This window comes from Adlercreutzia rubneri (genome assembly GCF_009755265.1).
GTDB lineage: Bacteria > Actinomycetota > Coriobacteriia > Coriobacteriales > Eggerthellaceae > Adlercreutzia > Adlercreutzia rubneri.
Genome location: NZ_WPOO01000002.1, coordinates 84,999 through 97,990, shown reverse-complemented (window position 1 = coordinate 97,990; position 12,992 = coordinate 84,999). Strand labels below are relative to the sequence as shown.

Sequence of the window (12,992 nt, the reverse complement as noted above, 5' to 3'; positions counted from 1 at the left end):
AGCATAGCGACAATCCCCCGCTGTCCGTGGCGCAGAGAACTTGATGTGGGAAACTTTTCTCATTACAAGCAAGGTCAGCAAACGGGCAGAGAAAGGCGCAAGCGGGCGCATATGCTGAAGCGAATGCGGACATACCTGGGAGTGATCTTCGCCATCTTCGCGCGGGATGTGAAACGGGTGCTGCGCAACCCCGTGGCGCTCGTCATCGCCTTGGGCATGATCGTCATGCCGTCGGCTTACGCCTGGTACGTGGTAGCGGCCAACTGGGACCCCTACAGCAACACGGCCGATGTGCTGGTGGCCGTGGCCAACGAGGATGCGGGGGCCGACAGCCCTGAGACGGGGCATTTGGACGTGGGCGCACAGGTGGTGGCCCAGTTGCACGACAACCACGAGATGGGCTGGGAATTCACCGACGCCGAGGCGGCCATAAATGGCGTCTACGAGGGACGCTACTGGGCGGCACTCGTCATCCCGAAGGATTTCAGCGAAGACTTCGCCAGCGTGTTCACCGGCGACTTCACCCAGCCGACCATCGACTACTACGTGAACGAGAAGCCCTCCTCCATCGCGCCCAAGGTGACCGACGCGGCGGCCAACGCCGTCGAGGCGGCCGTCAACGAGAACTTCGTGAAGACGGTGTCGGAGAAGGTGGTGGAAACGACCCAGAAGGTGGGGGCCGAGGCGGAAGAGAAGGCCGACGCCGCCGAGGGCAGCCTCACCGCCGGCGTTCGCAGCGCCAAGGAGACCGTGGGCGAAACCCGCGCGACCCTGGAAGGACTCGTCGGCACCGTGGACGACACGCGGACGTCCGTCGCTCGCGCCGACGATACTCTGGCGGGGCTTCAAGACGATGTGCCACATCTGCTGGAGGCCATCGGGCAATCGAAGGAACTGCTCGCGAAGGCGCGGAGCACCGTGAACGAGTACGGAACGGCGCTTTCCAAGAACGCCACCGACGGAGCGTTGCAATTGTCGAGCGCCGCTGCGCAGGCCCAGCGCGCCTTGGGCACTGTGAGCGGCGATGTCGCAGCGGCCGAGGCGGCCACCAATACGGCCCTCGCCACGGCCGAGGGGCTGCTGGCCGACAACAAGACGCTCGTGAGCGACCTCACCGCCCAGGCCGGAGCGGCCGGCGCTGATCCGGCCATCGCGCAAGCTCTCTCCGAAGCCCGGGCCGCCAACGAGCGGCTGACGACCACCACCGACGCCCTGCGCACGGCCTCAGACGACCTGGCTTCCACGGCCGACTCCCTGGAAACCGAGGCGAGCGCGCTGGATACGGCGGCGCAATCAGCCTCTGAAACTATTCGCGCCACCGCGGCCACCTTCCAGGACAGCGTGCTGCCAGACATCACGACCAGCCTGGATTCCCTGGTGGAAGCCTGCGGCACCTTGGAAGGGGCCCTGCGCGGGCTCACTCCCTCGCTCGCCGAGGCGCGGGCCATTTTGGGGCAGCTCAGCGACACGCTGACCTCTTCCGAGACCTCGCTTTCCACCACGTCCGATTCCCTGGGCACCATGGAGACGAACCTGGAGCAGTCGCTCACCGGCCTGACCGCGCTGCAGAACTCCGCCACCGTGAAGGACTTGGCGGAATACCTGAAGGCCGACCCGGGAAAGATCGGCGCCTTCATGGCCGCGCCCGTGGCCCTGGACACGCAACTGGTGTATCCCGTGAAGAACTACGGCAGCGGTGTTGCCCCCTTCTTCACGAACCTGGCCCTGTGGGTGGCCGGCTTCATCCTCATGGCCATGGTGAAGCTGCGCGTCGATCCGGAGGGGCTGCCGAAGTTCACCGCCGTGCAGGCCTACTTCGGACGCTGGCTGTTCTACGTGGTGTGCGGGCTGGCCATGGGGCTCGTCTGCTGCGTGGGCGATTTGGCCCTCGGGATTCAGTGCGAAAGTCCGGCGGCCTTCATCGGCGCGGGGCTGCTCACGGTGTTCGTGGACGTGAACCTCATGTTCGCGCTGGCCTACGCATTTAGGCACATCGGGAAGGCCATCGCGGTCATTCTGCTCATCGTGCAGATTCCCGGCTCCTCGGGCATGTTCCCCATCGAGATGATGCCGGACTTTTTCCAGGTCATTCACCCGCTTCTGCCCTTCACCTATTCCATCGACGCCATGCGCGAGGCCATCGGCGGCTTTTACGCGATGGATTACCTGCACGACATGTTGCTGCTGGGACTTTTGTTCGTGCCCCTGGGGTTCGCCATCGGGCTGGGCATCGGGCGCTGCGATTTCAATTTGAACCTCATGTTCGACGAGAAGCTGGGAGCAACCGACCTGCTTCTGGCCGAGCCGGTCACGGCCAGCGCCAAAGCCGCGGGGCAGACGCCCGCCCGATACCGCACGCGCACGCTCGTCCGCGCGCTGCTGAACATCGACGCCTTCCGCCAGGCTCTCATCGCCCGAGCCGAGCGTTTCCACCGCGCCTACCCGGTGCTGCGGCGCATCGGCTGGGTGGCGCTTGTCGCGCAGCCGCTTGTCACCTTCGCCATTATGGTGCTGGTGCATGCCGACGTGGATGCGCGCGTCATGATGCTCATGGCCATGGTGGTGGGGGTCATCGTGGTGGACACGTATCTCATCGTGATTTCATACCTGGACACCAACCTCGCGCACCAGCTCGCCCTGGCGAACCTGAGCACCGAGGAACTGCAGAAGCGCGCCAGCGGGCAAATCGGTGGTGATTCGGCGTGAGGGTGATTTGGGACATTTTCATCGGTGATGTGCGGAGCCTCTTCCGGAACGTCATTGCTGCCATCGTGGTGATGGGGCTCGCGCTCGTGCCGCCCATGTACGCCTGGTTCACGACGCTCGGCTTCTGGGATCCCTACAGCAACACCGGCAGCATCAAGGTGGCCGTGGCCTCGGAAGATGCCGGCTATACCTCCAACCTCATCCCGACGCCCATCAATGCCGGCGAGCAGATCATCGGCAAACTGCGGGCCAACGATCAGTTCGCGTGGCAGTTCGTCAGCGCTGACGAGGCCGCGCGCGGCGTGCGCTCTGGCGAGTATTACGCGACGCTCGTCATCCCGAAGGAGTTCTCGCGCGACCTCATGACCGTGTTTACCGACGACATCACCGAGCCGAAGATCATCTACTACGACAACGAGAAGGAGAACGCCATCGCCCAGCGTGTGACGGCGACAGGCGCGAGCACCCTGCAGGAGACCATCGACGAGACGTTCACGGAAACCGTGGCATCGGTGGCCCTGGGCACCACGAGCAGCCTCACCTCGTTCATGAGCGGGGAGGGCATTCTCACCTACGCGCAGACGCTGGGGTCGCGCCTTGGCGAGGCCGTGGGCGAAGTGGGTGCGGCGGCTGACCAGGCCCAGGCCTACGCCGACCTCATGAGCTCCACCACCTCGCTCGTAGATGCGACGGCAAGCATTCTAAAGGAGGCAGGGAAGGCACCGGATGCCACGGCGCCTTTGGTGAGCGAAACGCGCGACGGGCTGACGAGCGCCCAGGACGGGCTTTCCGCCGCGAGCACCGCAGCCGAGAAGGCGCTCACAACTGCCGACGCCAGCTACGACGCTGTGGCCCGCGCCGCCGATGAGGCCTTCGCCGCCATGAAAGACGACCCAGCTGCGGCCCAGGACGTCCTGGCCGCCTGCCGCTCGGACGTGCAGGGGCTCGCCCAGGCCTACCAGACCATGCGCGACACCCTGGCCGGACCCGACCCGGACAGCCCGGCCGTCGGCGCCCTTGACCGCATCATCACCCAACTGGGCACGCTAGAGGTGAACCTCGCCACCGCCGAGAGCGCCATCGGAAGCGACGCAGCATCCATCGATGAGGCGCACACCAAGGTGACCGACAGCATCAACCAGGCGCGGGCCGGCTTGAACGATTCGGAAAGCACCTACAACGACCAGCTGAAGGGCGAGCTGGCGTCGCTGTCCGACAGCCTGCAGAAGGTGGGCGCCGACACCGAAACCCTGGCCAACTCGCTGAAGGACACGGCGGACAGCCTGGGCGACGCCACCGATTCCTTGGCCGCGAACCTCGCCGGCGCCGAGGCGTCGCTGCGCAAGACCGCCGAAACGCTGCGCACGGCGGAAAGCCAGCTCGCCCAGGCCCGCGACGACCTGCGGCACGCCCTGGACACCGGCGATATCGACGAGGTGCGCCGCATCATCGGCGACAACCCGGCCGCCATCGCCCAATTCCTCGCCGCGCCGACGCACCTCGAGCGCCACGCGGTGTACCCCATGGCCGACAACGGCAGCGCCATGAGCCCCTTCTACACCTCCCTCGCCCTGTGGATCGGCGCCATCTTCATGGTGGCTCTCATGAGCGTGTCCGTCTCCCCCGCGCGCCAGGCCGCCCTGACACGAAAGTTCGGGCGCGCGCCGCGGGCGGCCGAGCTGTACCTCGGTCGCTACGGGGTGTTCTGCCTGCTGGGACTCGCCCAAGCGCTCATCGTGGGACTCGGCAACGTGTTCTTCCTCGGCGTGGAATGCGAGCACTTCTGGCTGTATCTGGCGGCGTGCTGTTTGGCATCGGTGGTGTTCACGAACCTGGTATACACGCTGACGGTGTCCTTCGGCAACATCGGGAAGGCGCTCGCCATCATCGGTCTCGTGCTGCAGCTGGCCGGCGCCGGCGGCCTCATGCCGGTGCAGATGCTGTCGGCTCCGCTGTTCCAGGAGATTTACCCGTGGCTGCCCTTCGCCCATTCCATGCCGGCGCTGGAAGGAGCCATGGCCGGCATCTACGGCGACCAGTACCTTGTGCAGATGGGCCTGCTCGCGGCCATCCTGGTGCCGAGCCTCATTCTCGGCCTCGTCCTGCGGCGCCCCGTCATCCGGCTGAACCGGTGGGTGCTCGCCAAGCTGGACGAGACGAAGTTCCTCTAGCGCCTCGCCGCGTACAGGCACCTGTCGATGGTCTTAAGCTCGCCAAGCTAGATGAGACGAGCCTCGCCGCGCTTTCGTCAAATGGCCAAAAAATACGCGCTGACTGCTTTTCGGAGGGCTCTTTTTCTCCTTTCGCTTTCCTCCGCGCTCGCACGTTCGCTACAACGGGATTCTGACCTGGTAAAACTTGACACGCGGGAAGCGACGCCTTCAAAATCGCGGACCGATACTGCAGCTGTCGCGGGTTTTTTGGCCAAAAAGCGTCAGGCACGCCCCTTTATATACAGTTCACGCATGGTTTTTGGCCAACAGCGGCTTAATCATGAGACGCTTGTGCAGTTTGCAGACGCTTGTGCAGTTTGCGCGCCGTTTTTGGCCAGTAACGACCTAGCGAGGGGCACCCGTGCAGTCTGCACACGGTTTTTGACCGCTTTTCCTCTCGCGTAGCAGCTTCATTCCAGCGGGACGAGGGCGCGGGGGAGGATGTTGTGGGCACAGGCGATGGTCATGCCGTAGTTGGTGAAGGGGGCCTGCTGGGCGCGGGCGCGCTGGAGGCGCGAGGCCATGTCGCGGGCGTTCAAGGTGCAGCCGCCGCAGTGGACGATGGCGGCATAGGGGGAAAGATCGTCGGGGAAGTCGCGGCCGGAGGTGAAGGCGAACTGCGGGTCTGCGCCGCTGATGACGCGGATGAGCCGGGGCAGCTTCACCGTGCCGATGTCCTCGCAGGTACGGTGGTGGGTGCAGCCCTCGGCGATGAGCACGGTGTCCTCGTCGGTGAGGCTTTCCAGGGCGCGTACCGCTTCTAGTTGAGCGGCCAAGTCGCCCTTGTAGCGGGCCATGAGGATGGAAAACGATGTGAGCGGCACATCCGCCGGCAAAAGGGCGTCCACCTCGCCGAAGGCCTGGGAGTCGGTCACCACCAGGCGCGGCGGTCGGGCGAGGGCGGCCAGCAGGTCGGGCAGGCCTTCCACGCCGGTGGCGCAGGGGAAGGCGCCGGCGTCCAGCGCGTCGCGCATGACCTGTTGCTGGGGCAGAATGATGCGACCCTTGGGCGCGGCAGAATCCAGCGGGATGACAAGCACCACCACGTCACCGGGCGTAAGCAGGTCGCCCACGAGCCGCCGCTCCTCCACTGCACCAGTGGCCAGGGTGGCAAGCGCGCGCTTCAGGTCGCTCAGCCCCTCCCCCGTCAGCGCCGACACGCGCACGCGGGCGGCCCGTGCGGAAGCGCCATCGTTTTCGGCGGAGGCCGTGGCGTTGTGGTCAGCGCCTTCCGAGAGGGGCTCGCTATCCGAAGCGTCCGTCCCCGGGCGCGGCGAAGGCAGCGACGACTCCGCAGCGCCGGCTCGCCCGCTTTCCGCAAGCAAATCGGCCTTATTCTCCGCAATCACATAGGGAATGCGGCGCGTTTGGAAGGCGGCGAGGAGTTTCTCGTCGAAAGGGGTGAGGCTGCGTGTGGCATCTACCACGAGCACAGCCACGTCGGCCTCGTTCAGGGCGGCCTCGGCCCGCTGGACGCGCAGGTCGCCTACGTCGCCGGCGTCGTCGATACCTGGAGTGTCAACAATGAGCACGGGACCGGCCGGCGCCAGTTCCATGGCTTTGCGCACCGGGTCGGTGGTGGTGCCGGCCACATCGGACACTACGGAGACGGTCTGGTTCGTCAGCGCGTTCACCAGGCTGGACTTGCCGGCGTTGCGCACGCCGAAAAAGACGATGTGGGCGCGCTCGCCGGAAGGGGTATCGTTCAGAGACATGCGGACTCCTCCTAGAACCGGAAGTCGCGCTCGCCGGTGCGGACGCGGGCGAGGTAGTCGGCGGCCAGGGCGCGGCGGCGGTCGTCGGGAACGCGGGCGAGCTCGGTGTCGATCATCTTCCACCCCTTCTCCGCCACCGCGGGGCTGGCGTAGTCGCACAGGTACTCTCCCAGCGTGAGCAGGGCGTTCGGCTGGCAGAAGTCCTGGATCTGGCCGCTCTTGCAGAACTCCATAAAGCGGTCGCCGGTGCGGCCGGCGCGGTAGCAGGCAGTGCAGAAGCTGGGGAGGTGGCCCTCGTCCATGAGCCAGCCGATGACCTCGTCCAGGGTGCGCGTATCGGACACGTCGAACTGCTCGGTGTCGTGGGGCCGCGTCTCTTCCCCGTAGCCGCCCACGCTCGTGCGGCTGCCGCCGGAGATCTGCGAGACGCCCAGCTGAAGCGCCGCCGCGCGCACCGCCTGCGACTCGCGGGTGGAGATGATCATACCCGTATAGGGCACGGCGATGCGAATGAGCGCGATGATCTTCTCGAACATCTCGTCGGGAATGCCGTTGTCGAAAGCGTCGGGGTCGATGTCGCTCGCCGGCTTCACCCGCGGCACCGAGATGGTGTGCGGGCCCACGCCGAACACCGCTTCCAAATGCTCCGCGTGCATGAGCAGGCCGGCGAACTCGTAGGCGTAGCCCTCCAAGCCGAACAGCACGCCGAGCCCCACGTCGTCGATGCCGGCGGCCATGGCGCGGTCGTGGGCCTCGGTGTGCCAGGCGTAGTCGGCCTTGGGGCCCGAGGGGTGCAGCTCCTCGTAGCGGGCGCGGTGGTAGGTCTCCTGGAACAGGATGTAGGTGCCGATTTCCGCGGCCTTCAGCTGGCGGTAGGCGTCTTCCGTGGTGGCAGCGATGTTTGCGTTCACGCGGCGGATGGCGCCGTTTTTGTGCTTGGTGCCGTAGATGGTCTCAAGGCTCTCCAGAATGTAGCTCAAGGGGTTATGGATCGGATCTTCCCCCGCCTCGATGGCCAGGCGCTTGTGGCCCATGTCCTGCAGGGCGACGACCTCGGCGCGGATCTCCTCCTGCGTGAGCTTGCGACGCGGGATGTCGCGGTTCTTCGCGTGGTAGGGGCAGTACAGGCACCCGTTCACGCAGTAGTTAGAAAGGTACAGCGGAGCAAACAGCACGATACGGTTGCCGTAGTAGGCCTGCTTGATGTCGCGGGCCAGCTGGCGGATCTCGGCGTTCACCTCCGGATCCTCGCAGGCCAGAAGCACCGAGGCCTCGCGATGGGTGAGCGTCGTGCCGTGGTCGTGGGCCGGCGTCAGGTTCGCCCGGGCCTTCTCCAGAATGGAACGAGCCAGGGCCGCATCGTTCTTGTGCGCCTCGGCGTAAGCCAGGGTGTCGAAGATTTCCTCGTGGTTGATGAACTCGTCGGCCCGGGGCGAGCGCACGTTGTAGCTGCTCATGAGGGGTTCACTTTCGTTGAAGGGACAGGGGGGAAGGTCGAAGGAAAGGAAGCGGCGGAAGACGAACCAGGCGCGGTAGCGGCGGCGGCAGAAACCGGGCGCGACGCTGCTGCCAGTACCACAGCGCCCCGAGCGGGCGAGACAACCGATGCCGCAGCAGGACCTACAACCGAAGCCCAGGCTGCAGCGGGATCGCCGCGGTCTTCCACAAGGCGGCGCCCCAAGGGCTCAAGCCGCGCCGCCAGGTCGGCCCATTTGCGGGCCGCATCGGCCGACGAGCGGGGCTTGCCGTCGTAGAGCGCATAATCGCCCTGGCGCTCGGGCGGCGACAAGTTCGGCATCACGACGTTGGCGCCAGCGAGGATGCCCTTCTCGCGGCTGCGGGGATCCAGCGCTTCCAGGGCCGTGGTAGCCGGCAGCAGCACCGTCGGATGCGCCAGACGCACGAGGGACAGCAGGTAGCAGGTAAGCTCCACCGTGCCGGGTGCCTCGGCGGCAAAGGGGGTGTCGCGATGGGGCACAAACGGCCCGATGCCGCACATTTCGGGGCGAAACTCCTGGATGAACGCGAGGTCGGCCGCCAGGTGCTCCGTCGTCTGGAAGGGGGAGCCCACCATGAAGCCGGCGCCCACGGCGAACCCGGCCTCTCGCAAGTCGGACAGGCACGCCATGCGGCGCTGAAGCGTCATGGCCGCCGGGTGCAGCTGCCGGTAATGGGCGGCCGTGGCCGTCTCATGGCGCAGCAGGTAGCGGTCGGCCCCGGCGGCGCGCAGGTGCCGGTAGCTTTCCCGCGAGCGCTCCCCCACCGACAGCGTGACGGCGCAGCCCGGATAGGCCGCCTTCAGGTCCGCCACCACGCCGGCCAGCCATTCGTCGGTGGCCGCCGGATCTTCCCCGCCCTGCAGCACGAAGGTGCGGAAGCCTGCCTGCCAGCCCGCATCGGCACAGGCCAGAATTTGCTCGGGAGCCAGGCGGTAGCGCTCGCAGGCGCGGTTGCTGCGCCGGATGCCGCAGTAGTAGCAGTCGTTCTTGCAGACGTTCGTGAACTCGATGAGCCCGCGCGCGAACACCGCGTCTCCGTAAGCGGCCTCGCACGTCTCCCGAGCACGACCAGCCAGCTCATCAGCCAGCGCCGAGGTCCGGGCATCGATAAGCGCCGCGTACTCGTCCAGGGAAAGAGTATGCTCGCTCACAAGCTTCGCGACCAATGTTGCTATCAAATCTGCCAGCTCTCCTGGTCGGTGTGCAGCCACTCGTGGGCCGTATGCGACAGCGGCTCGCCGATCCAATCGGCGTACAGCTTCGCGATGTCGGGGTTCTCGTGGGAGTAGCGCAGCTTGTCCGCGGCGTCGAGCCGGTTCAGCACGCCGGCCCGCGCCTGGGCCAGTTCGCTGTTGAACTGGATGGGCTGGCCGCCACCACCCACGCATCCGCCCGGGCATGCCATGATTTCTACGAAGTCGAAGGCGGCCTCCCCGGATTCCAACGCGTCCAGCAGCTTCGACGTATTCTCCAGGCCGCTGGCCACAGCGATGCGCACCGTGGCGTCGCCAATGGCAAGCTCGCGGGACATCCAAGGCGTCTCCGGCGTGGCGGCCGTGGTATCGCAGGCGCTGAAATCGGGGTTCTCGCCGGTGATGAGGAAGGCTGCCGAGCGTAGGGCCGCCTCCATGACGCCGCCGGTGCGTCCGAAAATGGTGGCCGCGCCGGTGGAAAGCCCCAGCGGGTTGTCGAAGGGCGCCTCGGAAAGCGCTGTGCAGTCGACGCCCACCAGGCGCAGCAGGCGGCCGAATTCGCGCACCGTGAGCACGGCGTCCACGTCGGGCGCGGCCTCGGCCGCCAGCTCGGGCGCGACCGGCGCGTCGGGCACCAGGCCCGCGTCACTCGCGCCAGCCCCCCGGGTCGCGCCGACCACCGTGGAAAGCTCCGGCACGTCGCACTCGTACTTCTTCGCCACGCAGGGCATAACGGACACGACAAACAGCCGCTTGCCAGCCTCGTCGGCCTCGGCGGCGAGCGTGTTCTTAACCACGGCACCCATCATCTGGTGCGGCGACTTGGCGCTGGAAAGCTGGGCCGTGAACTGCGGGTAGTGCTGCTTCACGAAGCGCACCCAGCCGGGACAGCAGCTCGTGAACATGGGGCGCGGCGCGTCGGAGCCGAGGAATTCCACGAACTCGCTGCCCTCTTCCATAATGGTGAGGTCGGCGGCGAAGTCGGTGTCGAAGACGCGATCGAAGCCCACGGCGTGCAGGGCCGCGGCCAAGCGTCCCGGCGTCGCCTCCTCGCGGGAAAGCCCCAGGCCCTCGCCCCAGGCCGTGCGCACGGCCGGCGCCACCTGCACGACGGTTTCCACCGCCGGATCCAGGATGGCCTCCATGATGAGGCTCACGTCGTCGCGAGCCACAAGCGCCCCGGTGGGGCAATGGGTGATGCACTGGCCGCACAGGGCGCACCCGGCCTCGGCGATGGGCAGGTTGTCGCGTACGATGATCTTCGTGGACGGCCCCACCCCCGTGAAGTCCCACACCGCGCAGTGCTGCACCTTCTCGCAGATGGCCACGCAGCGCATGCACTTGATGCACTTGCTGCTGTCGCGCTGCAGCGGGAAATCGGCGTCCCAAGGCGCCGGCTCGGGCAGCGGGCCCGGGGCGTCTGCCAGGTTGAAGGTGCTCGCAAGGTCGCGCAGGGCGCAGGTGTCCTGGCGCACGCAGGTGGCGCAGAGCGCGCGGTGATCATCCATGATGGCCTGCAGATTCGCCCGTCGGGCCACTGCTACCTGCGGCGTGTCGGTGCGCACCACCATGCCCTCGCGCACGGCGGTGTTGCAGGAGGCCGCAAGCCCCTCGCCTTCCACGTCCACCAAACACACGCGGCACGAGCCGATGCAGTTCAAGTCCTTCAGGTAGCACAGCGTGGGGATTTGCACGCCGGCCGCCGTGGCCGCTTCCAGCACCGTGGTGCCCTCGGGGGCTTCCACGGCGCGACCGTTCAGCGTAATGGCTACCATGCTTCCAGCCCCCTTCCGGTCAGCGCGCCTATGCCGTACACGTCGCAGCGCAGGCACCGGCCGCACTCCTGAGCGGCCTCCTCGGCGCTCACCGGTTCTTCCACGTACTTGAAATCGCACTTGCGCTCCCGTGCCGGGCGCTCGGCCACCTGCACGCGCCCGTAGGCGGTGCGGTCGTTGGGGTGCGCCGACGGCACGGTGGCGCCGCAATCCAGCTGATGGCGGAAGCCCAGCATCTCGTCGATGTTGGCCGCCGCCGTCTTGCCTGCGGCGATAGCCATGATGACGGTCTTGGGACCCCACTGGCAGTCGCCGCCCACGAAGACGGCGTCGAAGCCGGGCGCTTGCAGGCACGCGTCGGCGCACAGGTAGGTGCGGTCATGCTGCATGCCGAACTCCTCGAAGGGGGCACATTCGATAGCCTGGCCCACGGCGATGATGACGAGGTCGGCGGCCAGACGCACCTCAGGCTTGTCGGCCGGCACTGGGGCCGGGCGGCCGCCGCGCACCGCGCCGATGCGCTGGGGCTGGCAGATGAGCGCCGTCGCGTTCCCCTCTGCGTTCGCCTCGATGCGGGCCGGCGCCTGCAGGCAGCGCATTTCCACGCCCTCCATCATGGCCGCCTCCACCTCGGAGGGCAGCGCGGTCATGTCCTCCAGGCGGCGTCGATAGGCCACGGTGACCGAGGCGGCACCGGCGCGCACGGCGGTGCGAGCGCAGTCCATGGCCACATTGCCGCCGCCAATGACCACCACATTCTTGCCCGTGAAGTCGGGATACTGCTCGTCGCCGATGGCCTCCAGCACGTCCACGGCGCTCATAACGCCGGCCGCATCGGCCCCTTCAATGGAAAGGGTCTTGCCGCCCTGGGCGCCCACGGCCACGTACACGGCGTCGAACTCGTCCACCAGCGTGCGCATCTCGTCCGTCTGAACGTCGCAGCCCGTACGCACCTCGATGTCGCCGGCACCCAGCACGGCGCGGATATCCTCGTCGAGCCGCTCGCGGGGCAGCCGATAAGCGGGAATGCCGTAGCGCATCATGCCGCCCAGGCGACTGCGACGTTCGAATACCGTCACCGAATGACCCATGAGCCCCAGGAAGTAGGCGCAGGTGAGCCCCGAGGGGCCGGCACCCACCACCGCGACGCGTTTGCCCGTGGCGGGCAGCGGCGCGGGGGTTTCCACGGTATCGGCGGCCACCGTGTCCACAATGTACTTCTTTATGCCGCGGATATTCACCGGCGCGTCCACCATCGTGCGGCGACAACGCTCCTCGCAGGGGTGCTCGCACACAAGCGCGCAGGCCGTAGGGAAGGGATTGTCCTTGCGGATCATCTTCACCGCTTCGGCGATGCGGCCCTCCTCGGCCAGCGCGATGTAGGCCGGCACGTTCACATGGGCCGGGCACCGCGTGACGCAGGGCACCGTCTGACGCGTGCCGGGAGCGCAGGTGCCCGCATCCACGTGGCTGGCGAACTCCTCGGCGAAGGCGTCGAGTCCCGCCAACACCATCGCCCCCGCCTGCCAGCCCACGGCGCAATCGGCGGTGTCGCGCAGCAGCGTGGCCGCATCTCGGATCTCATCCACCGTCGCCGCCGTGGCGCGGAAGGCGGCCACATCGCCCAGCAGCGCCTCAATTTTCGGCATGCCCTGGGCGCACGGCGTGCACTTGCCGCAGGTTTGCGCGGCCGAGGCCTGCAACTGTCCCAGCATGAGCCCCACCGGACACTGGCCCGGCGGCATGGCTTCCACGCGTCGGGCGAAGGCCTCGACGAACTCCCCCGTCCGTGCATCGGCCCGCGCCGCCACCTCAACGGTCAAACGCCCCATAGCTCTCTCTTTCCTGTATTGACGCTAACAGACACACCATAACGCGTCTAGTATTTCCG

At 67.0% G+C, this 12,992-nt stretch carries 7 protein-coding genes; 2 read left to right on the top strand and 5 right to left on the bottom strand.

The genetic code is table 11. The features are described 5' to 3' along the window. Window positions 1-111: 111 nt before the first annotated feature. Together GO707_RS01940 and GO707_RS12670 are read left to right on the top strand one after the other, a co-directional pair. On the top strand, window positions 112-2,706 hold the full coding sequence (locus tag GO707_RS01940) for a YhgE/Pip domain-containing protein (RefSeq protein WP_157011845.1): 2,595 nt from the start codon (window positions 112-114) through the stop codon (window positions 2,704-2,706). After that, the gene (locus tag GO707_RS12670; protein WP_157011843.1) at window positions 2,703-4,877 is read left to right on the top strand and encodes a YhgE/Pip domain-containing protein; all 2,175 of its coding nucleotides are present in this window, start codon (window positions 2,703-2,705) and stop codon (window positions 4,875-4,877) included. Before GO707_RS01940 ends, GO707_RS12670 begins: the two co-directional genes overlap by 4 nt. Window positions 4,878-5,329: 452 nt before the next feature. On the opposite strand, the gene hydF is transcribed toward GO707_RS12670, so the two are convergent. From hydF to GO707_RS01910, 5 genes are read right to left on the bottom strand one after another with little or no spacing between them, the layout of a single operon-like run. Beyond that, entirely contained in the window at window positions 5,330-6,634 is a 1,305-nt protein-coding gene (hydF, locus tag GO707_RS01930; protein ID WP_114538897.1) for a [FeFe] hydrogenase H-cluster maturation GTPase HydF, read from the bottom strand. An 11-nt stretch (window positions 6,635-6,645) separates the two neighbouring features. After that, a complete protein-coding gene (gene hydG / locus GO707_RS01925; RefSeq protein WP_114538896.1) occupies window positions 6,646-8,091 on the bottom strand; it encodes a [FeFe] hydrogenase H-cluster radical SAM maturase HydG in 1,446 nt (481 codons plus the stop codon). Beyond that, window positions 8,088-9,311 (bottom strand): [FeFe] hydrogenase H-cluster radical SAM maturase HydE, encoded by a 1,224-nt coding sequence (hydE, locus tag GO707_RS01920; protein ID WP_227069384.1) that lies wholly within the window; start codon window positions 9,309-9,311, stop codon window positions 8,088-8,090. The genes hydG and hydE overlap by 4 nt, the downstream gene beginning before the upstream one ends. Further along, window positions 9,308-11,101, bottom strand: a complete 1,794-nt coding sequence (locus GO707_RS01915; protein WP_157011841.1) for a [FeFe] hydrogenase, group A — start codon at window positions 11,099-11,101, stop codon at window positions 9,308-9,310. Before GO707_RS01915 ends, hydE begins: the two co-directional genes overlap by 4 nt. Next, a complete protein-coding gene (locus GO707_RS01910) occupies window positions 11,095-12,933 on the bottom strand; it encodes an NAD(P)-binding protein (RefSeq protein ID WP_157011839.1) in 1,839 nt (612 codons plus the stop codon). The genes GO707_RS01915 and GO707_RS01910 overlap by 7 nt, the downstream gene beginning before the upstream one ends. Between the last annotated feature and the right edge of the window lie 59 nt (window positions 12,934-12,992).

What these genes read in the sequence shown, in the direction of transcription:
- GO707_RS01940 (WP_157011845.1), top strand. Translation starts at nt 112, where the DNA reads ATGCTGAAGCGAATGCGGACATACCTGGGAGTGATCTTCGCCATCTTC.
- hydF (WP_114538897.1), bottom strand. Translation starts at nt 6,634, where the DNA reads ATGTCTCTGAACGATACCCCTTCCGGCGAGCGCGCCCACATCGTCTTT.
- hydG (WP_114538896.1), bottom strand. Translation starts at nt 8,091, where the DNA reads ATGAGCAGCTACAACGTGCGCTCGCCCCGGGCCGACGAGTTCATCAAC.
- GO707_RS01915 (WP_157011841.1), bottom strand. Translation starts at nt 11,101, where the DNA reads ATGGTAGCCATTACGCTGAACGGTCGCGCCGTGGAAGCCCCCGAGGGC.
- GO707_RS01910 (WP_157011839.1), bottom strand. Translation starts at nt 12,933, where the DNA reads ATGGGGCGTTTGACCGTTGAGGTGGCGGCGCGGGCCGATGCACGGACG.